We start from the raw sequence: 24,370 nt of genomic DNA, 5'->3' as shown, positions 1-24,370 counted from the left end.
TCGCCTGAAAATATGAGAGGAGAATAGTGGAACGCAAAACAAAATTGGAATGTTGAGACGGTCGGCGGTGGTGGCGGTTTTTTCTGCGGTGGTGCTTTCTGATTTTTATCTGTTTTCCGGACGCTTCAAAACGGCGCTGTTTTATTCGGCGCTGTTCTGTTTTTTTGTTTGCTTTATTTGGCGCCGGATTGTTCCGCCGTTTCTGTTTCAAAACGCAGGGTCTGATTTTTCAGACGGCATGGTTATGAAAAAATCTTTTTAAATCTTTGCATTAACAAAATTTACAACACATATTCCGAACTAATTGCTTCAGATTTCTGTCGTATCTTTGTGTTCTGAAAATTCCGAGTAGGCCGTCTGAAAACGGTCTTTCTTCTGTTCCGACTTATGACTAATCCTCAAAACCAGCAACAAAACGAACCCAGGCCTTTTTTCCGACCGGAAATTTTGGAGGCCAAGAAAAACAAATGGACCGGCCATGTGGTATTGGCACGGCCGTTTTCGTTTAAATTTATGATCGGTTGCGCAGCGGTTGTGGCGTTGGTGGTGGTGCTGTTTGCCTTTTTCGGCAGCTATACGCGCAAGACGACGGTAGAGGGGCAGCTTCTGCCGTTGTCGGGCTTGGTCAGGGTGTATGCTTCCGATGCGGGGGTTGTGGCGGAAAAAAAGGTTTCCGAGGGCGATTTTGTTAAGAAGGGTGATGTGCTGCTGACGCTTTCGATGCCGAAATACAGCGGCGGTGCGGATGTGCGCGAACGGCTGACGGAAGAGGCGCGCTTGCGCAAAAAACTGCTGGAACAGGAAATCGCGCGGTTGAAAGAGGTGCATGAAAACGATGCGCGTACGGCGGGCGGGAATATAGGCCGTCTGCAAACCCAGCTCGATGATGTGAGAAGCCAAATCAAGGGGCAGAACAGGCGCGTGGCGTTGGCGAAAGAGGTCATCAGGAAATACCGTCCGCTGCTGAAAAAAGGCTTTATTTCTGAACAGCAGATGATGGAATATGAAAACGAATATTTAAACCAGCAGTCGCAGCTGGATACGCTCAAGCGCGAGGAAGCGGGCATTTTGCGCGATTTGGGCGAGGCGCAGAATACGCAGAAAACCATGCCCGACAAGCAGGAATCGGAGTTGAGCCAGCTCAACCGCACGCTTTCGGAACTCAATCAGGAAAGCCTGAATCTGGATTCGCAGCATGAGCAGACGATACGCGCGAGCAAATCGGGCTATGTAACGACGTCGAATGTGGAGGTCGGCCAGCAGGTGGATTCGTCGAGGCTTTTGATGAGTATTGTGCCGAAAGATGCGGAGCTGTCCGCAAATCTGTATGTGCCCAGTTCGTCCATCGGTTTTGTGAAGGCGGGCGACAGCGTGGTGTTGCGCTATCAGGCGTATCCGTATCAGAAATTCGGCCATGCAACGGGCAAGGTAGTGTCGGTGGCGCGGACGGCTTTGGGCAAACAGGAGTTGGCCGGTGCGGGAATGGCGTTTACCGAGCAGCCTAATCAGACGGTTTCGCAAAACCAGCCTGTTTATCTGGTCAAGGTCAAGCTGGATAAGCAGACGATTAAGGTTTACGGCAAAAACCAGCCGCTCCAGGTCGGCATGGCCTTGGAAGCGGATATTTTGAACGAGCGCAAAAAACTTTATGAATGGGTGCTCGACCCGTTGTACAGCATCTCGGGGAAACTGCACTGATGAATTATTTAGACAAACTTTCTTTCGGCTTCGGCAAAAAACTCCCGGTAGTCTTGCAGACAGAGGTGGCCGAGTGTGGCTTAGCCTGTCTGACCGCCATTGCGGGCTACCACGGCTACAACACCGATTTACGCACGATGCGGCAGAAATATTCGCTGTCTCAAAAAGGCATGACGATGGCGCACATCGTGCGTTACGGCAATGAATTAAACTTGACCTCGCGTGCGCTGCGTCTGGATTTGCCTGACCTGCCCAATCTGAAAACGCCCTGTATCCTGCATTGGGACATGAACCACTTTGTTGTGTTGGCGTCGGTAGGCAAGGACAGCATTACGATTATGGATCCCGCCGTCGGGATGCGTAAAATCCGGATGTCGGAGGTGTCGCAGAAATTTACCGGCATTGCGTTGGAGCTTTGGCCGAACACGCATTTTGAGAAAAAAGACGAAAAAGAACGTATCCGTATTTTAAGCCTGCTCAAAGGCGTAACCGGTATCGGCCGCTCGCTGGCGCAGGTTTTACTGTTGGCGCTGGCGCTGGAAGTTTTCACGCTGGTCAGCCCGTTTCTGCTGCAATGGGTGATCGATAATGTGGTGGTTTCCGCCGACCGCAATCTGCTGGTAACACTGGTATTGGGCTTCGGCCTGTTGAAAATCCTGCAAGAGCTGACACGGCTGCTGCAATCGTGGGTCAATATGCACTTGGCGACCACGCTGAACGTCCAGTGGAAAGCCAATATGTTCAAACGCCTGCTGGAGTTGCCCAGCGACTATTTCCAAAAGCGGCATTTGGGCGACATCATTTCCCGCTTCGGCTCGATTGATACCATCCAGGATACACTGACTTCGACGTTTATCGAAGTGGTGCTAAGCGGCATCATGGGGGTTTTTACGCTGGTGCTGATGTTCTTCTACAGTGTAAAACTGACCTTGATTGTTTTGATTGCGCTGGTGCTCTATATCCTGATCCGCTGGCTAGCCTACCGCCCGCTGCGCAATGCGACCGAAGAAAACATCATCCACGACGCCAAGCAGGACACCTATTTCATGGAAACGGTCAGGGGCGTGCAGACGGTCAAACTGTTCGGCAAAAACGAACAGCGGCACAACGTCTGGATGTCGCTGTTTGTCGACACAGTCAATACCAAACTGACCACTCAGAAGCTGGAGAACATATTCAGTTTTGCCAACAAGCTCCTGTTCGGCGTCGAAGGCATCCTGATTGTGTATTTCGGCGCAAGCAACATTCTCGACGGTATCTTTACCGTCGGTGCGCTGACTGCGTTCTGGTCGTATAAAGACCAGTTTGAAACCCGCGTCGGCAAGCTGGTCGACCAATACGTCAAAATCAAAATGCTCAACCTCCAGGCCGAACGTTTGGCGGATATTGTGCTGACCGAAAGCGAACAGGAAACAGCAGATGAATTTCTGCTGCCGCAAATCGAAGGCGACATCGACATTTCCGTCGAAGACGTATCGTTTGCCTACTCCGAAAGCGAACCGCCCGTTTTGCAAAACGTCAGCTTTAAAATCAAGCAGGGCGAATCGCTGGCTTTCGTCGGCAGCTCGGGTTGCGGCAAATCGACTCTGATGCACATCTTAATCGGCAATCTGAAACCCACGGAAGGGCACGTTTACCTCAACGGACACGACATTCACAAGCTCCATCCGCGCTTTATCCGCGATTTGAGCGGTACTGTCACTCAAGACGACGTCCTGTTTTCAGGGTCGATTAGCGAAAACATCAGTTTCTTCGACGAAACGCCCGACCCGCAGAAAATCATGCAGTGCGCAGCTATGGCAGTCATTCATGAAGATATTATGAAAATGCCGATGGGTTACGAAACCCTGATCGGCGACATGGGCAGCGCCTTGTCAGGCGGCCAAAAACAGCGGATTATCCTTGCCCGCGCCTTATACCGCGAACCAAAAATCCTGTTTTTGGACGAAGCCACCAGTAATTTGGACATCGAAAACGAAAAAGCCATCAACCAAAATTTGAAGTTGCTCAACGTAACCAAAATCGTCGTTGCACACCGCAAAGAAACCATCGATGCGGCAGACAGGATTTTGGATTTACGCAAAGATTTGATGACTGAGGCTGTCTGAAAACATTTGGATGTGCAGAATTGGGGCAGGAACGATTTTCAGGCGGCCTAACAACGGAGTTCATAACCATGACCGCACTTCAAACCATCGCCGACCATCTGACCGCCCGCCGCCAAACCGTAACCTGTGCCGAATCCTGCACCGGCGGACTGCTCGCAGGGGCGTTTACCTCAATCTCGGGCAGTTCGCAATGGTTTCACCAAAGTTTCGTCACATACAGCAATAAAGCCAAAGAAGACCGGCTCGGCGTTTTGCCCGCAACCTTACTCAAACACGGTGCCGTCAGCCGCGAAACCGTCGCCGAAATGGCACGCGGCGCTAAAGCCGTTGCCCAAGCCGATTACGCCCTCAGTATTTCCGGCATCGCAGGGCCGGGCGGCGGCGGCAAAGGAAAACCCGTCGGCACCGTATGGTTCGGGCTATCCACGCCCGCAGAAAATATCGAGCGCACCGCATTATTCAGCGGCGACCGCGAAAGCATCCGGCAGCAGGCGGTTGGATTTGCATTGGCGTTGTTGGCGGAACATTTGGTTTGATGAGTTTTGTTTTGAGGCCGTCTGAAAGCAATAATTTCAGGCGGTCCCGGTTTTTTTACGGGAGGTTGGGATTGGGGTGAAACAAAATACGTTTGTAAAACAGCGGGTTTGTATTTTTTGGTGAAATAGTTTCCGGGATATGGTTGACGCTGAGTGGTGGGGGTGTGTATAGTTCGGTTCTTCGCTGCTTTTGCAGCGGTTTTTTCGGGCCGGAGTTTGGTCCGGAAGCGTTCTTTAACAGTACAGATTACCGATAAGTGTGGGTGCTTGGGCCCCACACTGTTTGAAAGACAGGCAAGAAAAAAATCTTGTCGGTTTCTTTGAAGCAGACCAGAAGTTAAAAAGTTAGAGATTGAACATAAGAGTTTGATCCTGGCTCAGATTGAACGCTGGCGGCATGCTTTACACATGCAAGTCGGACGGCAGCGGGGGAGTGCTTGCACTTCTGCCGGCGAGTGGCGAACGGGTGAGTAATGCATCGGAACGTACCGAGTAGTGGGGGATAACTGTCCGAAAGGATGGCTAATACCGCATACGCTTTGAGAAGGAAAGCGGGGGATCGCAAGACCTCGCGCTATTCGAGCGGCCGATGTCTGATTAGCTGGTTGGTGGGGTAAAGGCCTACCAAGGCGACGATCAGTAGCGGGTCTGAGAGGATGATCCGCCACACTGGGACTGAGACACGGCCCAGACTCCTACGGGAGGCAGCAGTGGGGAATTTTGGACAATGGGCGCAAGCCTGATCCAGCCATGCCGCGTGTCTGAAGAAGGCCTTCGGGTTGTAAAGGACTTTTGTCAGGGAAGAAAGGGTTTGGGCTAATACCCCGGGCATATGACGGTACCTGAAGAATAAGCACCGGCTAACTACGTGCCAGCAGCCGCGGTAATACGTAGGGTGCGAGCGTTAATCGGAATTACTGGGCGTAAAGCGGGCGCAGACGGTTCGTTAAGCAAGATGTGAAATCCCCGGGCTCAACCTGGGAACTGCGTTTTGAACTGGCGGACTAGAGTGTGTCAGAGGGGGGTAGAATTCCACGTGTAGCAGTGAAATGCGTAGAGATGTGGAGGAATACCGATGGCGAAGGCAGCCCCCTGGGATGACACTGACGTTCATGCCCGAAAGCGTGGGTAGCAAACAGGATTAGATACCCTGGTAGTCCACGCCCTAAACGATGTCAATTAGCTGTTGGGGCACTTGATGCCTTAGTAGCGTAGCTAACGCGTGAAATTGACCGCCTGGGGAGTACGGTCGCAAGATTAAAACTCAAAGGAATTGACGGGGACCCGCACAAGCGGTGGATGATGTGGATTAATTCGATGCAACGCGAAGAACCTTACCTGGTCTTGACATGTACGGAATCCTTCGGAGACGGAGGAGTGCCTTCGGGAGCCGTAACACAGGTGCTGCATGGCTGTCGTCAGCTCGTGTCGTGAGATGTTGGGTTAAGTCCCGCAACGAGCGCAACCCTTGTCATTAGTTGCCATCATTAAGTTGGGCACTCTAATGAGACTGCCGGTGACAAGCCGGAGGAAGGTGGGGATGACGTCAAGTCCTCATGGCCCTTATGACCAGGGCTTCACACGTCATACAATGGTCGGTACAGAGGGTAGCCAAGCCGCGAGGTGGAGCCAATCTCACAAAACCGATCGTAGTCCGGATTGCACTCTGCAACTCGAGTGCATGAAGTCGGAATCGCTAGTAATCGCAGGTCAGCATACTGCGGTGAATACGTTCCCGGGTCTTGTACACACCGCCCGTCACACCATGGGAGTGGGGGATACCAGAAGTAGATAGACTAACCGCAAGGAGGTCGTTTACCACGGTATGCTTCATGACTGGGGTGAAGTCGTAACAAGGTAGCCGTAGGGGAACCTGCGGCTGGATCACCTCCTTTCTAGAGAAAGAAGGGGTTTTGGCATCCACACTTATCGGTAAACTGTATAGAAGATGCAGGACGGTACCGCATGGTACGGTCAAGGACCTTGGGTTTGTAGCTCAGCTGGTTAGAGCACACGCTTGATAAGCGTGGGGTCGGAGGTTCAAGTCCTCCCAGACCCACCACAAGACGGCAGCCGGAAGGTAGTACACTGGGGGCATAGCTCAGTTGGTAGAGCACCTGCTTTGCAAGCAGGGGGTCATCGGTTCGATCCCGTTTGCCTCCACCATTACTTCCCAAATCAAAGCAGATTGAAGAGTCTGTTTTGATTTGCGGAGTAGATGGCAATATCGAACGCATCGATCTTTAACAAATTGGAAAGCCGAAATCAACAAACAAAGACAATGTCGGTTTGATTTGAAGATTCTGTTTGCAAAAGCAGGCAGGTTGGAGAAGCAAACCACAGTATTTGGGTGATGATTGTATCGACTTAACCCTGAAACACAAAAGGCAGGGTTAAGACACAACAAGCAGTAAGCTTTATCAAAGTAAAGACTTCAAGCCAAGTTGCCTAGTCAACGGGAACGAAAGCGGAGTCAGAGAGGTTCTTGAAATGATAGAGTCAAGTGAATAAGTGCATCAGGTGGATGCCTTGGCGATGATAGGCGACGAAGGACGTGTAAGCCTGCGAAAAGCATCGGGGAGCTGGCAATAGAGCTATGATCCGGTGGTGTCCGAATGGGGAAACCCACTGCATTCGGTGCAGTATCCCTACCTGAATCCATAGGGTAGGAGAAGCGAACCCGGAGAACTGAACCATCTAAGTACCCGGAGGAAAAGAAATCAACCGAGATTCCGCAAGTAGTGGCGAGCGAACGCGGAGGAGCCTGTATACGATAGCCGTTGAGATAGAAGAACAAGCTGGGAAGCTTGACCATAGTGGGTGACAGTCCCGTATTCGAAATTTCAACGGTGGTACTAGGTATACGAAAAGTAGGGCGGGACACGTGAAATCCTGTCTGAAGATGGGGGGACCATCCTCCAAGGCTAAATACTCATCATCGACCGATAGTGAACCAGTACCGTGAGGGAAAGGCGAAAAGAACCCCGGGAGGGGAGTGAAACAGAACCTGAAACCTGATGCATACAAACAGTGGGAGCGGACAAGTTCCGTGACTGCGTACCTTTTGTATAATGGGTCAACGACTTACGTTCAGTAGCGAGCTTAACCGGATAGGGGAGGCGTAGGGAAACCGAGTCTTAATAGGGCGACTAGTTGCTGGGCGTAGACCCGAAACCGAGTGATCTATCCATGGCCAGGATGAAGGTGCCGTAACAGGTATTGGAGGTCCGAACCCACGCATGTTGCAAAATGCGGGGATGAGCTGTGGATAGGGGTGAAAGGCTAAACAAACTCGGAGATAGCTGGTTCTCCCCGAAAACTATTTAGGTAGTGCCTCGAGTATGAGACTGATGGGGGTAAAGCACTGTTATGGCTAGGGGGTTATTGCAACTTACCAACCCATGGCAAACTAAGAATACCATCAAGTTGCTCCTCGGGAGACAGACAGCGGGTGCTAACGTCCGTTGTCAAGAGGGAAACAACCCAGACCGCCAGCTAAGGTCCCAAATGACAGATTAAGTGGTAAACGAAGTGGGAAGGCCCAGACAGCCAGGATGTTGGCTTAGAAGCAGCCATCATTTAAAGAAAGCGTAATAGCTCACTGGTCGAGTCGTCCTGCGCGGAAGATGTAACGGGGCTCAAATCTGTAACCGAAGCTGCGGATGCCGCAAGGCATGGTAGGGGAGCGTTCTGTAGGCCGAAGAAGGTGTGTTGTAAAGCATGCTGGAGGTATCAGAAGTGCGAATGTTGACATGAGTAGCGATAAAGCGGGTGAAAAGCCCGCTCGCCGAAAGCCCAAGGTTTCCTACGCAACGTTCATCGGCGTAGGGTGAGTCGGCCCCTAAGGCGAGGCAGAAATGCGTAGTCGATGGGAAACGGGTTAATATTCCCGTACTTTGATTCAATGCGATGTGGGGACGGAGAAGGTTAGGTTAGCAAACTGTTGGAATAGTTTGTTTAAGCCGGTAGGTGGAAGACTTAGGCAAATCCGGGTCTTCATAACACCGAGAAGTGACGACGATTGTCTACGGACAAGAAGTAACCGATACCACGCTTCCAGGAAAAGCCACTAAGCTTCAGTTGGATCAGAACCGTACCGCAAACCGACACAGGTGGGCAGGATGAGAATTCTAAGGCGCTTGAGAGAACTCGGGAGAAGGAACTCGGCAAATTGATACCGTAACTTCGGGAGAAGGTATGCCCTCTGACGTGAAGGACTTGCTCCGTAAGCGTTGGAGGGTCGCAGAGAATCGGTGGCTGCGACTGTTTATTAAAAACACAGCACTCTGCTAACACGAAAGTGGACGTATAGGGTGTGACGCCTGCCCGGTGCTGGAAGGTTAATTGAAGATGTGAGAGCATCGGATCGAAGCCCCAGTAAACGGCGGCCGTAACTATAACGGTCCTAAGGTAGCGAAATTCCTTGTCGGGTAAGTTCCGACCCGCACGAATGGCGTAACGATGGCCACACTGTCTCCTCCCGAGACTCAGCGAAGTTGAAGTGGTTGTGAAGATGCAATCTACCCGCTGCTAGACGGAAAGACCCCGTGAACCTTTACTGTAGCTTTGCATTGGACTTTGAAGTCACTTGTGTAGGATAGGTGGGAGGCTTAGAAGCAGAGACGCCAGTTTCTGTGGAGCCGTCCTTGAAATACCACCCTGGTGTCTTTGAGGTTCTAACCCAGGTCCGTGATCCGGATCGGGGACCGTGCATGGTAGGCAGTTTGACTGGGGCGGTCTCCTCCCAAAGAGTAACGGAGGAGTTCGAAGGTTACCTAGGTCCGGTCGGAAATCGGACTGATAGTGCAATGGCAAAAGGTAGCTTAACTGCGAGACCGACAAGTCGAGCAGGTGCGAAAGCAGGACATAGTGATCCGGTGGTTCTGTATGGAAGGGCCATCGCTCAACGGATAAAAGGTACTCCGGGGATAACAGGCTGATTCCGCCCAAGAGTTCATATCGACGGCGGAGTTTGGCACCTCGATGTCGGCTCATCACATCCTGGGGCTGTAGTCGGTCCCAAGGGTATGGCTGTTCGCCATTTAAAGTGGTACGTGAGCTGGGTTTAAAACGTCGTGAGACAGTTTGGTCCCTATCTGCAGTGGGCGTTGGAAGTTTGACGGGGGCTGCTCCTAGTACGAGAGGACCGGAGTGGACGAACCTCTGGTGTACCGGTTGTGACGCCAGTCGCATTGCCGGGTAGCTAAGTTCGGAAGAGATAAGCGCTGAAAGCATCTAAGCGCGAAACTCGCCTGAAGATGAGACTTCCCTGAGGGTATAACCCTCCTGAAGAGCCGTTCGAGACCAGGACGTTGATAGGTCGGGTGTGGAAGCGCGGTAACGCGTGCAGCTAACCGATACTAATTGCTCGTGAGGCTTGACTCTATCATTTGAAGAATTTCAGAGATAAAAGCTTACTGATGATTTGATCATCACCATACAGTTGATTTGCCAATCCTGAGGGATTGCGGCTTTACCGGTTTGTACAGTTTAAGTTTGGCGGCCATAGCGAGTTGGTCCCACGCCTTCCCATCCCGAACAGGACCGTGAAACGACTCAGCGCCGATGATAGTGTGGTTCTTCCATGTGAAAGTAGGTCACTGCCAAACACCCATTCCCAGCCCCCGACGATGTCGGGGGCTTTGTTTTTGGACGGAGCAAACGGTGGAGAAAACAAAGAGAGGGTGCAAAAGAGGCGATGCAGGGGAGGCGGATAAGAGCGGGTAAGGGGGTAGCCGATGGGGGAGGAAGGGGTTGTGCTGTCAGTCAGGAAAGGGAGGGCTGTAGGAAGGGAAAGTGAGTGAGAAGAGAGTGAGGGGCGGACGGGAATGCAGATAAGGGAAAAAGACAAACGGTTCCGGTGTTGTTCGGATGAAACATTTGATGACTATAAATGCCACGATAATCAGAAAGGGTTTAAAACGGCGTGGAAAGTTATTTATCATAACGACTGGTGCATCGGTGCAGCCGCGGAAAAACAGCCGGCGGTTGGGCGGATGCGGTGAGTGTTTGGACATTACGGATTTCACAGGAAACGGAAAAAAATCATGAAAAAATTCATTTTTGCTGCGGTAGCGGCATTGGGTACAGCGCTGTCGCTGGCGGCAGTCAACATCAATACTGCGGGTGAGGCCGAGCTGGAAACGCTGCCGGGTGTGGGTCCGGCCAAAGCGAAGGCGATTGTGGCCTACCGTAGTCAGCACGGACAGTTTAAGAGTGTGGACGAGCTGAAGAACGTCAAAGGCATCGGCGAAGGCATTTTTGCGAAGCTGAAGGCCGAGGTGGCGGTTGGCGGTGCGCCTGCGAAGAAGGCAGCCGTACCGGCAGTGAAACAGCCGGTGGTGAAGAAATAGGGCAGATCCTGCCGGAGGCCGTCTGAAACCGGAAACGGGGTCGGGCGGCCTTTGCTGCATCTGCGGGACGGAAAAAAGGTCAAAGTTCCGGTAGTCGGTTAGAAATACGGAATACCTGATGCCGTCTGAAACGGTTCAGACGGCAACCGAAGTTATTTCCATGTCTGTTATAGTAAAACGGCACACGGCAAAGTAGACAAAAGGGAAACAATGAAACAGATTCATCCGCAAACACGGCTTTCCGGCTTTACCTTGACGGAACTGTTGGTCACGCTGGCCATTACCGGCATTTTGGCGACGGTTGCCTATCCGCTCTATCGGGATCATGTCCGTGCTGCGAATCTGCGGGCTGCCCATGCGGCGCTGTTGGAGAATGCGCAGTTTATGGAGCGGTTTTATGCGCAGCGGGGGAGTTTTAAGGCGAATTCGACGACCTGGCCGGAGTTGCCGGTTAAGGAGGCGGGCGGATTCTGTATCCGTTTAAACGGAAATCCGCGTGGGGCGCGGGCGGATAAGTTTATGCTGAAGGCGGTGGCGAAGGATCATGAGGGCGAACCGCGGGTGCTGAAGCTGGACGGGGGTTTGTCGGCGGTGTTGTGCGGGCGTTCGGACAGCCGGTGTACGGACGGGAAGGCGTATTTCGGCGGGGGCGGGGATAAGGAGTGCCGGCCTTTCGGGTAAAGCCTTGGATGAAGGTGGGGGGCTTTGTAAAAAACAGCCCAAAACGGGTACCCCCGTTTTAGACCGGTAATTTCTACGGCTCGGGCCGTCTGAATTTTAGACAGCCTTGCATTCACATTTCAAGTGCAACACTCAACGGTATAGTCTATACCGACTACTACAAAAGTTATGATGCTTGGGATGGCCGCAAATTTAACCATTGGTATATGACCACAGTACACATTTTGCCGAAAAGCAGAACTACATTAACGGAATTAAAGACTTTTGGGCTCAGGCAAATGCCATTTGCGTAAGTTTAACGGTATCCCGAAGAGCCAGTTTTAGCTGTATTTATATTTAGAAGAGTACAAATGGTGGTTGAACAGCAGTGAAATAAAAGCTGATTTTCTATTTTAGAGCAATGGGTAGGAGGTGCTTGGTCTAATTATTCAGGACAACCCTTCCCTGTCATTCAGACACACGTCAAAAGCATCAGTCAGATCAGTCGAAAGAATTATTTCAAAACTCAAAAGCGTAATTAAAAAACATGGATAAGAACCTCTCTCAAAAAACATTGAATTTATTGGTCTTTTTCACAAATTACAGCTTCAAACCTCTAACGGATTCGGTTAAAATATCAATTTTACCCCTCTATATTTTCGGTTAACGAGTCGGGAGCAGCCTATGTTGGCTAACTATTTTCCTGTTCTGGTCTTCATTCTCATTGGCCTGATTGCCGGTGTGGCTTTCTTGGTTTTGGGTACCGTCTTGGGCCCGAAGCGTCACTATGCGGAAAAAGATACGCCGTTTGAGTGCGGCTTTGAAGCATTTGAAAACGCGCGTATGCGGTTTGGCGTGCGTTATTATCTGGTGGCGATTCTGTTTATCCTGTTTGATTTGGAAATTGCGTTCATGTTTCCGTGGGCCGTTGTGTTCAAGGACTTGGGCGCTTTTGGTTTTTGGTCGATGCTGGTTTTCATCGCGGTGCTCACGGTGGGCTTTGTTTACGAATGGAAAAAAGGTGCACTGGAATGGGAATAGAAGGCGTTTTGGACAAAGGCTTCGTAACCGCCAGCGCGGATACGGTGCTGAACTATGTGCGCACGGGTTCGCTGTGGCCGGTGACTTTCGGCTTGGCCTGTTGTGCGGTGGAGATGATGCACGCGGGTATGGCGCGTTATGACCTAGACCGCTTTGGTATCATCTTCCGCCCATCGCCGCGCCAGTCGGATTTGATGATTGTGGCTGGTACGCTCACCAACAAAATGGCACCTGCTTTGCGCCGTGTTTATGACCAAATGGCTGAGCCGCGTTGGGTATTGTCTATGGGTTCATGTGCCAATGGTGGCGGCTATTACCATTATTCGTATTCGGTGGTGCGCGGTGCCGACCGCGTGGTACCTGTTGATGTGTATGTGCCAGGGTGTCCGCCAACTGCTGAAGCTTTGTTATACGGCTTGATTCAGTTGCAGGGCAAAATCAAACGTACTTATACAATTGCGCGACATTAGATTTCAGGCAGCCTGAAAACATTTTAATTTTTTGAAAGCAGATGGAACTAATTAGAGTCGTCAATTTGCAGGATTACAAGGTATTATTGCTTTCGTTATAACTGGCTGGAACGATGCTACAGGGCATATTACTTTGTGGAATGATTACGAGTGTGGAGATAAATGCTATTTTCAGCCAAGTAATGCTAAATTAGTAAGAATTCTATTTTGGAGATTACAAGATTGAAAAAAAATAAAATTTTTATTTTATTAGTTTTGTTAAATATCCCTGTATATGTGGCTAATGAATTAGCCAATTCACGCTATTTCTTGAAAAACTATGGCATGGCATATTGTTTAAACCAATTTGGTTAGACTGATTGGATCAAAAATGATACAGGTTATGCAGTAGAAGCCTATTTTCAATTGGGTAGGCATCATGGTAAAGCGTATCAAGAAGTGGATAACTTTATTAAGCTAGAGTTTCCTAAAATCAAATCTCTGCACAGCAGTGGGAATATGATGATATTTGATTCGTGTTTAAAAATTTATAATTCCAAAAAATATCAGAAATTTATTCGCAGTTTAGATAAATATTATGGTTATACGCAAATAGAATAAAATGATATTTACTTTTGTAAAGTGATGGTTTTCAGGCTGCCTGAAAAGGCAAAAATTAATATTTTAAAAATTTATTAGTTAGGAGTTAATTCTAATGAAAAATCAATCTGGATTGGCAATTTTAGCAACGGTTGTGAGCTGTGTTTTGGCTTTGGTAACTTTCTTGGTAACTGCAGCAGGTGGATTGTGGATTCCAAGCATTGTGGTTGCGATTGTGGCATTGGGTATGTCGGTATTGTGGGGCAAAGGTGGCTTGAAAGTGGCTTTAATTGCTGTTAATGCGGTGGTGTTGGTTTATTTGCTTGCACCATTTCTATTGTCATAAATATTGAGTTAATAATAAGATTTAATGTTTTTAAAACAGCCTGAAAAAAAACATACAATAAGTTGAAATTGGGAATGCAAAATGCGCGTTATTGATTTACAGGCAGCCTGTAGCGAAATTTTGGGCGATAAAGCCAGCAAAATCAGTTTGGCATTTAATGAAGTTACCGTTGAATGCCTGCCTGAACATTATTTGGACGTGATGGCTACCTTGCGCGACCATGAAGCTCTGCGCTTTGAACTGTTGGTTGATTTGTGCGGCGTGGATTACAGTACCTACAAAAACGAACCGTGGCAGGGCAAACGCTTTGCTGTGGTGAGCCAGCTTCTGTCCGTGAAAAACAACCAGCGCATCCGCGTGCGCGTATGGGCGGAAGACGACGGCTTTCCCGTTGTCGATTCCGTTACTGACATCTACAACAGCGCAGACTGGTACGAACGCGAAGCCTTCGATATGTACGGCATCCTGTTCAACAACCACCCCGATTTGCGCCGCATCCTGACCGACTACGGTTTTGTCGGTCACCCGTTCCGCAAAGATTTCCCGATTTCCGGCCATGTAGAAATGCGTTACGACGAAACCGAAAAACGCGTTATTTACCAGCCCGTAACCATCGAGCCGCGCGAAATTACCCCGCGCGTCGTCCGCGAGGAGAACTACGGTGGCTAACAAAATCCGAAACTACACCATCAACTTCGGCCCGCAGCACCCCGCCGCCCACGGCGTATTGCGCATGATTTTGGAGCTCGACGGCGAAACCATCGTCCGCGCCGACCCCCATATCGGCCTTCTGCACCGCGGTACCGAAAAGCTAGCCGAAACCAAAACCTACCTGCAGGCCCTGCCGTATATGGACAGGCTCGACTACGTTTCCATGATGGTCAACGAGCAGGCGTATTGTCTGGCCGTTGAAAAACTGCTCGGCATCGACATCCCCATCCGTGCCAAATACATCCGCACCATGTTTGCCGAAGTCACGCGTATTCTCAACCACCTGATGGGCATCGGTTCGCACGCCCTCGACATCGGCGCCATGACCGCCATCCTTTACGCCTTCCGCGACCGCGAAGAACTGATGGACTTATACGAAGCCGTTTCCGGTGCGCGCATGCACGCCGCCTACTTCCGCCCCGGCGGCGTGTACCGCGATTTGCCCGACTTTATGCCCAAGTATGAATCCAGTAAATTCCGCAACGCCAAAGTATTGAAAGAGCTCAACGAAGCCCGCAAAGGCTCCATGCTCGACTTTATCGACGCCTTCTGCGAACGCTTCCCAAAAAACATCGACACCCTCGAAACCCTGCTTACCGACAACCGTATCTGGAAACAGCGCACCGTCGGCATCGGCGTGGTTTCCCCCGAGCGCGCCATGCAGAAAGGCTTCACCGGCGTCATGCTGCGCGGTTCCGGTGTCGAATGGGACATCCGCAAAAAAGCCCCGTATGAAGTTTACGACCTGATGGATTTCGACATTCCCGTCGGCATCAACGGCGACTGCTACGACCGCTACCTCTGCCGCATCAACGAAATGCGCCAGTCTGTCCGCATCATCAAGCAGTGTTCCGACTGGCTCAAAGCCAACCCCGGTCCCGTCATCGTCGAAAATCACAAAGTTGCCCCGCCCAAGCGCACCGAAATGAAGCGCGGCATGGAAGACCTCATCCACCACTTCAAACTCTTCACCGAAGGCATGCACGTTCCCGAAGGCGAAACCTATACCGCCGTCGAACACCCCAAAGGCGAATTCGGCGTGTACATCATTTCAGACGGCGCGAATAAGCCTTACCGCCTGAAAATCCGCGCCCCCGGCTTCGCCCACCTGCAAGGCATGGACGAAATGGCACGTGGCCATATGCTCGCCGACGTCGTTGCCATTATCGGTACCCAAGACATCGTGTTCGGAGAGGTAGACAGATAATGTTATCCCCAGAATCCCTCAAACAAATCGACACCGAGCTGGCCAAATACCCCGCCGACCAGCGCCGCAGCGCCATTATGGGCGCCCTGCGCATCGCCCAAACCGAAAAAGGCTGGCTCTCCCCCGAAACCATCGAATACGTTGCCGGCTACATCGGCATCCCGCCCGTTGCCGCCTACGAAGTCGCCACGTTTTACAACATGTACGATCTTCAACCCGTCGGCAAATACAAACTTACCGTCTGCACCAACCTTCCCTGCGCCCTGCGTGGCGGTGTCGATGCAGCCGACTACCTGAAGAAAAAACTCGGCATCGGCTTCGGCGAAACTACCGCAGATGGGAAATTCACGTTGCTGGAAGGCGAATGCATGGGTGCGTGCGGCGATGCCCCTGTAATGTTGGTAAACAACCATAAAATGTGCAGCTTTATGGATGCGGAAGCAATTGAGAAGAAATTGGCGGAATTGCAGTAAAGGCCGTCTGAAGAAAGTAGATAAAGCAGAGGTTTTTATTTATTTTATTTTTAATCAAAATTTTGGATATATTATGAAGAAACTAATTTTATTTTTGTCTATGGTTTTAGTACTGCCTTCATCGTTTGCAGTCAGTAACGCTGAAATTAGTAATGCAGTTAGGGAAGCTACTAGTTTGCAATATTGTGGATTTGAGGCTGAAAAGGTATTGCGTCATCAAGGGAAAGCTTATCTTTTCTACTTTACTGCGGGCACTCCTTATGAAGATGAAGGTATAACAAAATGTAGTGCTGGTAGTGGTACAGGAATGGTTCACCTAGCACAATTGGATAACTATGGTAGAGTGATTGAAGCAGATGTTTTAGAAAATTTGGGAATTAATACAAGATTTATCGATGTAAAAAGTGCTGTTATTTCTTCAGGAATATTAACATTTAGGAATTCTGAATTTGGGACGGATCCGGTAACTGGTCAAGAAGACGGTAATTGTTGTGCTAATGATATGTATATTAACCAAATTCAGTTATCCAATCTGAGATTATTAAATCGCCGATTTATTGGTAGGGGAGCTAGATAAGCAAGCGTAGGTTGGGTCTTGACCCAACAAAAACATTAAAGGTCGTCTGAAACATTGCCAATCCGAAGTACAAAATTTCAGCCAGTCTGATGATAAAGAGTAGGGTGGGTAAACCCGCCGACAAAAATTTCAGACGGCCTGTTAAGGCTGTTTGGAAACACAACGTAGGTTGGGTTGTAAACCCAACCTTGCCGATACACAAGGCTGCCTGAAAAGGCCGTCTGAAACCCGTGCACCGATAACTGCGTATTTCAGACTGCCTGAAGCCCCGATCAGGATTTACCCATGATACCGAACCATTCATCTTCTTCCGCACTTGCCCAAGCATTCCAAAAGCAGCAGGCGCAGCAGAATGGCAATCCCGCAGAAGCCAAAGCAACGGTTGAAGCATTGCTGCAAAAAACCGAAATCCGTGAGATGCTGATTAGGCTGCGCGACAAATGAATTATTTGGCCGTATCCGATTTGGTCGAACTGCACGATCATGTGATTACTGCATCGGGCGGTTTGCAGGGTATGCGCGATACAGGCGTGTTGGAAAGTATTTTGGCGCATATCCAAAACGATGAATATTATCCCGATTTTGCCGCCAAGCTGACCCACTTGGTTTATGCCGTCAACAAATCCCATGCATTCAACGACGGCAACAAGCGGACATCTATCATGGCGGGCGTATATTTTTTATTGCTCAACGGCTGGGAAACGGAACGTGTGGCGCACTTCGCAGTTTCTATGGAAGACATTGCCGTAGATATTGCAGCCAATAAGATTAGTAAAGAAACATTGGCCGTATTGATTATGTTCGTGCTGTCATCGGCAAAAACAGTTTGAAATCCGGCTTGAAAAACTTGGCACGAACATTCGATAAAATAAGCAGGCCGTCTGAAACCCGCGCGCCGCTAGCCGCGCATTTCAGGCAGCCCCAACCGAAGCAAACCCAAAATAGGCAAACCAAATGGCTATTTACCAATCAGGCGTAATCTTTGACCGCGTGGACACCCGCGCCCGCGACTGCTGGACGCTCGCGGCCTACCAAGCACGCGGCGGCTATCAGGCCTTGCGCAAAATCTTGAGTGAAAAAATCTCTCAAAACGAAGTCATCGAAGAAGTCAAAACCTCCGGCCTGCGCGGGCGCGGCGGTGCGGGCTTCCCGACCGGTTTGAAATGGAGCTTTATGCCGCGCTCGTTTCCCGGCGAAAAATACGTCGTCTGCAACACTGACGAGGGTGAACCGGGTACGTTTAAAGACCGCGACATCATCTGGTTCAACCCCCATGCCCTGATCGAAGGCATGATTATTGCCGGTTACGCCATGGGCGCGGCGGCAGGCTACAACTACATTCACGGCGAAATTTTCGAGGGTTATCAACGCTTTGAAGAAGCACTGGTCGAAGCCCGCCAAGCCGGTTATCTCGGTGCGAACATCATGGGCAGCGGCTTTACCTTTGACCTGTTCGCCCACCACGGCTACGGCGCCTACATCTGCGGCGAAGAAACCGCCCTGCTCGAATCGCTCGAAGGCAAAAAAGGCCAGCCCCGTTTCAAACCGCCGTTCCCCGCTTCATACGGCCTCTACGGCAAACCCACCACCATCAACAACACCGAAACCTTCGCATCCGTGCCGTTCATCATCCGCGACAGCGGTAAAACCTTCCTCGAAATGGGCGTTGAAAACGCAGGCGGCACCAAACTGTTTTCCATCTCAGGCCACGTCGAACGCCCGGGCAACTACGAAATTCCGCTGGGCACCCCGTTTGCCGAACTCTTGGAAATGGCCGGCGGTATGCGTGGCGGCAAAAAACTCAAAGCCGTCATTCCCGGCGGCTCGTCTGCCCCCGTTTTGCCCGCCGACATCATGATGGGCTTGACGATGGACTACGATGCCATCGCCAAAGCCGGATCCATGCTCGGTTCCGGTGCCGTCATCGTCATGGACGAAGACGTGTGCATGGTCAAAGCCCTGGAGCGTCTGAGCTACTTCTACCACGAAGAATCCTGCGGCCAATGCACCCCCTGCCGAGAAGGCACCGGCTGGCTCTACCGCATCGTCCACCGCATCGCCAACGGCAAAGGCCGCATGGAAGATTTGGAACTGCTCGATTCCGTCGGCAACAACATGGCCGGCCGCACCATCTGCGCGCTCGCCGACGCCGCCGTCTTCCCCGTGCGCAGCTTTACCAAACATTTCCGCGAAGAGTTTGTACACTACATCGAGCACGGTAAGCCGATGAAAGAACATAAGTGGTGTTGAGAAAATAGAAAAGTAAAGCGGTGACCTACTACAAAGTAACGATCATGAATGCAAACTCTGGAAAAGAGGAGTTTGAATGCGCGGAAGACCAATACATTCTTGATGCTGCTGAAGAAAACGGGATAGAACTTCCGTATTCTTGCAGAGCCGGAGCATGCAGCTCTTGTGTTGCCGAAATTATTTCTTATGAATATTTTGATGGGTTTGAAGACCCATATGATACATTTGATTTAGTTCCAGGTTCATGGGGTCTAAACGGGATTCCATATGATATTACAGAAAAATGGACGGTTAATGTAAATGGATTGTATAGGGAATAAAAAAATAATATATGGATTCATTTTTGTTATTTTCATTATTATGTGTGGGGTGGTTTTAAAAGGTACGATTTTTTTATTCAAGTTATATTTTTGGAAATTTGAAAATTTCATATTTTAAAAAAAGGGTATCGTCATTAGATTTAAATGATAAAAATATTGGGTATTTGCTTGTAGAAGATTCGTAGTATATAAAAGGTCCATATCTGTACGGAAGAATAAGTTAAGTAGAAATTCCAAAGGGGATTCAATATATTTTCTTTATGATTGTCAAAATGATTTTTACCAATTGGTTGAAAATAGGGAAATATTTCGAATGATATTACAAGAAAAAAATTAAATCTAGAAAATTTTAGAGATAAAAAAGGGGAGGATTTATACTCTATGTAAGGAAGGCAAAAGAAAATATAGTAAAAATTGCAGTAATAACTTATAGATTGCTATTACATCTCAAAGCATAAAAATCTGAATAATTTCAGAAATCTGAATAATTTCAGACGGCCTGAACCGAAAAAACGAAGACCAGTCATGACCCGCCCCGTCCGCGACCTTGATATATTAATCAGCACCATGCAGCCCGAGCTGCACGAAGGTGTGTACTGTTATGCCACGCTGGCGGAAGGTGCGGCATTGCCGTCTGAAAAAATCATCGCGTCGATACGCGAGCGGGAAGGGCTGTCGGTTATCGTTGAAGAAGAAACCGCGCAAATCTACGGCCTGCAAACGGTGTTTTGCGCGGCTTGGATTACGCTGACGGTGCATTCCGATTTGGCCGCCGTAGGCCTGACTGCCGCCTTTTCTGCGGCGTTGGGGCAGGCGGGCATCAGTTGCAATGTGGTGGCCGGCGTGTATCACGATCATCTTTTTGTGCCGCACGAACAGGCGCAGCAGGCGCTGGCGGCTTTATATAAATTGCAGCAAACGGTGGCTGAGGCCGTCTGAAAAAAAACGGAATTTGATGCCCGATTGCCGCAAGCGGTAGTGCCAGAGCGTATAACCAAAATAATAAATTATGAAACAAAATAGGTCAAAACAATGAAAGTATTGGAATTTTTAAAAGATACGGGTAGGCAGGCCGTTTCGGCTGCCGTCTTTTCCCTGGCTGCAACCGCTGCCCAAGCGGCTGTCTGCAACAATCCCAACCTTGATGTAGTGGTGTTGGGTTCGGGCGGTCCGGAATTGGACGACAGGCGTGCTTCCGTCGGCTATCTGCTGCGTGAAAACGGCAAGGCGCGGATTTTAGTGGATTTCGGTTCGGGCACTTCTCTGAATTTCGAACGTGCCGGGGCGAAAATCGAAGACTTGCAGGCCGTACTGCTCAGCCAGTTTCATGTCGATCACGCCAATGACGTTCCGGCGTTGGTGAAAGGCTCTTTTTTCTCCGACCGCAGCCGTGATTTGCCTGTTTACGGCCCCAGCGGCAACAAAACCGTGCCGGGGTTGAACCAGTATCTCAAGCGCCTGTTTGGGGCGGATGGTGCGTATTCGTATCTGTCTGGTTTTTTGGACGGCAGCGAATCGTTCCGCCTGAAGCCGGTGACTGTTTCGGCCGATACGGCCAAGCCCACGGTGTTTTCAGCCTCGGAAGGCGGCTTCCGCATCAGTGCGGTGCCGGTTACCCACAGCATTATTCCCGCACTGGGCTGGCGGGTGGAGAAAGACGGCTGCGCGGTGGTGTTTTCCAGCGGCACCAGCAATATGGGGCGGACGCTGGACAAGATTACCTCGGGCGCGAATGTGTTTGTCGCGCATAACGCCATCCCCGAAGGCAGTACCGACCGCATTGCGCTGAGGCTGCATATGCCGCCATCGGAAATCGGCAGGATTGCCGGCCAGAGCGGCGTGCGCAACGTGGTGCTGTCGCATTTTATGAACCGCACCGAGCATGTGCAGCCTGCCACCGCGCAAGCCATCCGCAGCCGTTATGCGGGCGCGTTAGCCTTTGCGCAGGACTGCGACATTTATTCCGTACAGAGCGGTAAAAAAACGGGCAGCTGTGCCAAATAAGCCGATACAGCACCAATGGCTTGATTCGAAGCAATACTCAGAGCTTGTAAATGCAGGTTCTTAATAAATATTAAAAGAAACCCGTAACTAGGAAACAAACCATGTTACAAATCGAAATCGACGGCAAACAGCTTGCCGTGAAGCAGGGCACGACCGTTATCGAGGCGGCGCACGAGTTGGGGACTTACATCCCGCATTTCTGCTACCACAAAAAACTTTCCATCGCGGCCAACTGCCGTATGTGTCTGGTGGAAGTGGAAAAAGCGCCCAAACCGCTTCCGGCCTGCGCAACGCCGGTTACAGACGGCATGGTCGTGCACACGCATTCGGCCAAAGCCAAGGAGGCGCAGGAAGGGGTGATGGAGTTTCTGCTCATCAACCACCCGCTCGACTGTCCGATTTGCGACCAAGGCGGCGAATGCCAGTTGCAGGATTTGGCGGTGGGCTACGGCAAATCGGCCAGCCGCTACACCGAAGAAAAACGCAGCGTGGTCGGCAAAGACATGGGGCCGCTGGTTTCTGCGGCGGAAATGAGCCGCTGTATCCATTGCACAAGATGTGTGCGTTTTACCGAAGAAATTGCGGGCGCACAGGAAATCGCCATGGCCGGCCGCGGTGAGCACTCAGAAATCATGCCGTTTATCGGCAAAGTGATTGAAACCGAATTGTCCGGCAACGTGATTGATTTGTGTCCGGTCGGCGCGTTGACCAGCAAGCCGTTCCGCTTCGATTCGCGCACGTGGGAACTCAACCGCCGCAAATCGGTGTCGGCGCATGACGCGCTCGGTTCCAACCTGATTGTGCAAACCAAAGACCACACCGTGCGCCGCGTGCTGCCGTTGGAAAACGAAGCTATCAACGAATGCTGGCTGTCCGACCGCGACCGTTTCGCCTACGAAGGCCTGTATCACGAAAGCCGTCTGAAAAAACCGAAAATCAAGCAGGGCGGCGAATGGGTGGATGTGGATTGGAAAACTGCGCTGGATTATGTGCGCCACACCGCCGAATGCATCGCCAAAGAATACGGCGCGGAGCAAATCGGCATTTGGGCGAACCCGATGAACACGGTGGAAGAATTGTATTTGGCGAAAAAATGGGCAGCGGGTCTAGGCATCACTGCGACAACGGCGCGTTTGCGTGAACATGATGGTCGTCTTTCAGGTAGTTTGAAAGGGGCGCAATGGCTGGGGCAAACGATTGAGCAGCTATTGTCATGTGATGCGGTGTTGATAGTGGGCGCATTGTTGCGTAAAGAGCAGCCTTTGCTGACGGCGCGTTTGCGGCGTGCAGCGAAAAATGGTATGGCGTTGAGCGTGTTGGCAGCAAATCGTGAAGAATTGCATATGCCTTTGTTGACACACGAAATTATTCATCCAAATCAATGGGTAAATTATTTGAATAATGTGCCTGAAAAGGTTTCAGGCAGCCTGAAAAATGGCGAACGCGTGGCGATTATTTTGGGTGCGGACGTGCAAAATCATGATGATTATGCAGGCATTTATGTGGCAGCCGAAAAATTGGCGCAAGAAATAGGCGCGATTTTGGGTGTGTTGCCACAGGCGGCAAACAGTGTGGGCGCAGATGTATTGGACTTTAATCGTGCCAATATTGCCGATATGGTTGCGCAGCCGAAAAAAGCTGTTGTGTTGCTGAATATTGACCCTGAAATTGATGTTTTGGGTGGTGCGCAAGCAATGGCAGCCTTGCAACAAGCGGGTAGCGTGATGGCGTTTACAGTCTATGAAAGTGATGCGTTGCGCGAAGTGGCGGATGTGATGTTGCCCATCGCGCCGTTTACCGAAACCGCAGGCAGCCTGATTAACATGGAAGGGCGTTTGCAGTCGTTTCATGGTGTGGTGCAAGGTTTGGGCGAAAGTCGCCCATTGTGGAAAGTGTTGCGTGTACTGGGTAACCTGTTTGGGCTGGATGGATTTGACTTTGAAACCAGTCAAGACGTGTTAGCTGAAGCATTGGGCGATGTTGCCATGCTGCCTGAAAAACTGAATAACGACAGTAGCCTAACCGCACAAGCCAGCCAAATGCAAACCATGAAAGGCGAACTTGTGCGCGTGGGTGGCATGGGTATTTACCACACCGACCCGATTGTGCGCCGTGCCGCATCGTTGCAACAAACCAGCCACGCCGCCGAACCGCGCGCGGGCGTACACCCCAAAACTTTGGCAAATTTGGGCTTGGCAGACGGAGAAATCGTTATCGCCACACGGCAGGGCAACACAGCTGAAATATTCGTAACCATCCGCGCAGACGACACGCTGCCTGAAAACGTGGTATTTCTGCCTGAACACCCTATTAACGCCCCACTCGGCGGTATGATGAATGTGATTGAATTAAGAAAGGCAGGCTGAAAACAGTAGGAAATAATTTTCAGGCTGCCTGAAAAGGGAATTTGTTGAATGAAAGGAAGTATAACTATTGAGTAATCCAGCTACACACAAAGTAGGTTTCAGGTGATACTTTATCTGGCTTGGCAAAGAAATACGGACTGACTGTTAATGAGCTGAAATTATTTAACGGTTTGAAATCAGACGTGATTAAAATTGGGCAGGTATTGCAATTAACCAAACCTACAACACATAAAGTGGTATCAGGCGATACTTTATCGGTTTTGGTAAAAAATACGGCACGACTGTAACCGAATTGAAATCGTTGAATAATTTGAAGAGTGATTTAATCAAAGTAGGACAAATAAATATTAAAACTTCCCATTGAAAAGGAAGTAGTAGAACTGTATTGGTCTTATGGCGATGAGCAAATCCGTTTAGATGATGTTTCACGACACTACACGGATTTGAATTTACATATTGTTATCAAAGGCTACCAAGCAGGTACTGATGATGAACCTGCTTCGGCTGTTTTTATTAAAATACTTGGTAAAAATTATGATACAGCAACATTTGGGAATGCTTGTGCAACACGAGTCTCATTAGGTTTAATTAATGGTGGAATGCGCATAAAACCTGCTTTTAAAATTTAAGAAGAGCATCATCCATTCTACAAAAAAGGATTTCAGGCTAGT

21 protein-coding genes, 2 tRNA genes, 3 rRNA genes and 1 pseudogene are annotated in these 24,370 nt (G+C 50.1%); all 27 read left to right on the top strand.

Translation table 11 applies throughout. From position 1 onward, the window contains the following. The first annotated feature begins 387 nt into the window (after window positions 1–387). The 27 genes and pseudogenes from BG910_RS05495 to BG910_RS12220 all read left to right on the top strand — a co-directional run bounded on the left by BG910_RS05495 (window position 388) and on the right by BG910_RS12220 (window position 24,328). Window positions 388–1,698: an HlyD family secretion protein gene (locus BG910_RS05495; protein ID WP_089035973.1), complete on the top strand. Its 1,311-nt coding sequence runs from the start codon at window positions 388–390 to the stop codon at window positions 1,696–1,698. Beyond that, window positions 1,698–3,806, top strand: a complete 2,109-nt coding sequence (locus BG910_RS05490; RefSeq protein WP_089035972.1) for a peptidase domain-containing ABC transporter — start codon at window positions 1,698–1,700, stop codon at window positions 3,804–3,806. The genes BG910_RS05495 and BG910_RS05490 overlap by 1 nt, the downstream gene beginning before the upstream one ends. A gap of 68 nt (window positions 3,807–3,874) precedes the next feature. Next, window positions 3,875–4,342 carry a CinA family protein gene (locus BG910_RS05485; RefSeq protein WP_089035971.1) on the top strand — a complete coding sequence of 156 codons (468 nt, stop codon included), beginning with the start codon at window positions 3,875–3,877 and terminating at the stop codon, window positions 4,340–4,342. 354 nt (window positions 4,343–4,696) lie between these two features. Next, a 16S ribosomal RNA gene (locus BG910_RS05480) occupies window positions 4,697–6,237 on the top strand. A gap of 90 nt (window positions 6,238–6,327) precedes the next feature. Further along, window positions 6,328–6,404 (top strand) — tRNA-Ile (locus tag BG910_RS05475). 28 nt (window positions 6,405–6,432) lie between these two features. Beyond that, window positions 6,433–6,508, top strand: a tRNA-Ala gene (locus BG910_RS05470). 331 nt (window positions 6,509–6,839) lie between these two features. Next, window positions 6,840–9,727 (top strand): 23S ribosomal RNA (locus tag BG910_RS05465). Between the two features lie 110 nt (window positions 9,728–9,837). Next, window positions 9,838–9,951, top strand: a 5S ribosomal RNA gene (rrf, locus tag BG910_RS05460). Together the 16S, 23S and 5S rRNA genes with 2 tRNA genes alongside form the textbook arrangement of a ribosomal RNA operon. Before the next feature lie 438 nt (window positions 9,952–10,389). Continuing rightward, window positions 10,390–10,695, top strand: coding sequence for a ComEA family DNA-binding protein (locus BG910_RS05455; protein ID WP_089035781.1), 306 nt, complete (start codon window positions 10,390–10,392; stop codon window positions 10,693–10,695). A gap of 210 nt (window positions 10,696–10,905) precedes the next feature. Further along, a complete protein-coding gene (locus BG910_RS05450; RefSeq protein WP_089035780.1) occupies window positions 10,906–11,376 on the top strand; it encodes a type IV pilin protein in 471 nt (156 codons plus the stop codon). Between the two features lie 134 nt (window positions 11,377–11,510). Next, window positions 11,511–11,697: pseudogene (locus BG910_RS12770) on the top strand (IS1595 family transposase); the annotation flags it as partial. A gap of 342 nt (window positions 11,698–12,039) precedes the next feature. Next, the gene (locus BG910_RS05440; protein ID WP_089035970.1) at window positions 12,040–12,396 is read left to right on the top strand and encodes an NADH-quinone oxidoreductase subunit A; all 357 of its coding nucleotides are present in this window, start codon (window positions 12,040–12,042) and stop codon (window positions 12,394–12,396) included. Next, a complete protein-coding gene (locus BG910_RS05435) occupies window positions 12,387–12,866 on the top strand; it encodes a NuoB/complex I 20 kDa subunit family protein (RefSeq protein ID WP_089035969.1) in 480 nt (159 codons plus the stop codon). Before BG910_RS05440 ends, BG910_RS05435 begins: the two co-directional genes overlap by 10 nt. A gap of 82 nt (window positions 12,867–12,948) precedes the next feature. Further along, a complete protein-coding gene (locus BG910_RS13160; RefSeq protein WP_089035968.1) occupies window positions 12,949–13,092 on the top strand; it encodes a T6SS effector amidase Tae4 family protein in 144 nt (47 codons plus the stop codon). A 468-nt stretch (window positions 13,093–13,560) separates the two neighbouring features. After that, window positions 13,561–13,791: a hypothetical protein gene (locus tag BG910_RS05425; protein WP_089035967.1), complete on the top strand. Its 231-nt coding sequence runs from the start codon at window positions 13,561–13,563 to the stop codon at window positions 13,789–13,791. A gap of 81 nt (window positions 13,792–13,872) precedes the next feature. Then, the gene (locus BG910_RS05420) at window positions 13,873–14,460 is read left to right on the top strand and encodes an NADH-quinone oxidoreductase subunit C (protein WP_089035966.1); all 588 of its coding nucleotides are present in this window, start codon (window positions 13,873–13,875) and stop codon (window positions 14,458–14,460) included. Continuing rightward, the gene (gene nuoD / locus BG910_RS05415) at window positions 14,453–15,709 is read left to right on the top strand and encodes an NADH dehydrogenase (quinone) subunit D (protein WP_089035965.1); all 1,257 of its coding nucleotides are present in this window, start codon (window positions 14,453–14,455) and stop codon (window positions 15,707–15,709) included. The genes BG910_RS05420 and nuoD overlap by 8 nt, the downstream gene beginning before the upstream one ends. Then, on the top strand, window positions 15,709–16,182 hold the full coding sequence (gene nuoE, locus BG910_RS05410) for an NADH-quinone oxidoreductase subunit NuoE (protein ID WP_089035964.1): 474 nt from the start codon (window positions 15,709–15,711) through the stop codon (window positions 16,180–16,182). Before nuoD ends, nuoE begins: the two co-directional genes overlap by 1 nt. Next, window positions 16,154–16,759 (top strand): hypothetical protein, encoded by a 606-nt coding sequence (locus tag BG910_RS12230; protein ID WP_157694036.1) that lies wholly within the window; start codon window positions 16,154–16,156, stop codon window positions 16,757–16,759. Before nuoE ends, BG910_RS12230 begins: the two co-directional genes overlap by 29 nt. A gap of 285 nt (window positions 16,760–17,044) precedes the next feature. Beyond that, window positions 17,045–17,203: a hypothetical protein gene (locus tag BG910_RS12225; RefSeq protein ID WP_157694035.1), complete on the top strand. Its 159-nt coding sequence runs from the start codon at window positions 17,045–17,047 to the stop codon at window positions 17,201–17,203. Continuing rightward, entirely contained in the window at window positions 17,200–17,589 is a 390-nt protein-coding gene (locus BG910_RS05405; RefSeq protein ID WP_089035963.1) for a type II toxin-antitoxin system death-on-curing family toxin, read from the top strand. Before BG910_RS12225 ends, BG910_RS05405 begins: the two co-directional genes overlap by 4 nt. Before the next feature lie 124 nt (window positions 17,590–17,713). Continuing rightward, on the top strand, window positions 17,714–19,009 hold the full coding sequence (gene nuoF / locus BG910_RS05400) for an NADH-quinone oxidoreductase subunit NuoF (protein WP_089035962.1): 1,296 nt from the start codon (window positions 17,714–17,716) through the stop codon (window positions 19,007–19,009). Window positions 19,010–19,029: 20 nt separating this feature from the next. Beyond that, the gene (locus BG910_RS13225) at window positions 19,030–19,329 is read left to right on the top strand and encodes a 2Fe-2S iron-sulfur cluster-binding protein (protein WP_269766462.1); all 300 of its coding nucleotides are present in this window, start codon (window positions 19,030–19,032) and stop codon (window positions 19,327–19,329) included. 525 nt (window positions 19,330–19,854) lie between these two features. Continuing rightward, on the top strand, window positions 19,855–20,268 hold the full coding sequence (locus tag BG910_RS05390; RefSeq protein ID WP_089035961.1) for an ACT domain-containing protein: 414 nt from the start codon (window positions 19,855–19,857) through the stop codon (window positions 20,266–20,268). 93 nt (window positions 20,269–20,361) lie between these two features. Then, window positions 20,362–21,333, top strand: a complete 972-nt coding sequence (locus BG910_RS05385; RefSeq protein WP_089035960.1) for an MBL fold metallo-hydrolase — start codon at window positions 20,362–20,364, stop codon at window positions 21,331–21,333. A 101-nt stretch (window positions 21,334–21,434) separates the two neighbouring features. After that, window positions 21,435–23,699, top strand: coding sequence for an NADH-quinone oxidoreductase subunit NuoG (gene nuoG, locus BG910_RS05380; protein WP_089035959.1), 2,265 nt, complete (start codon window positions 21,435–21,437; stop codon window positions 23,697–23,699). A gap of 443 nt (window positions 23,700–24,142) precedes the next feature. Further along, on the top strand, window positions 24,143–24,328 hold the full coding sequence (locus tag BG910_RS12220) for a hypothetical protein (RefSeq protein ID WP_123806073.1): 186 nt from the start codon (window positions 24,143–24,145) through the stop codon (window positions 24,326–24,328). Window positions 24,329–24,370 lie beyond the last annotated feature (42 nt).

Source organism: Neisseria chenwenguii (genome assembly GCF_002216145.1).
GTDB classification, from domain to species: Bacteria; Pseudomonadota; Gammaproteobacteria; order Burkholderiales; family Neisseriaceae; genus Neisseria; species Neisseria chenwenguii.
The sequence above is the reverse complement of the archived record's forward strand: the minus strand, read 5'-3'. Positions and strand labels throughout refer to the sequence as shown.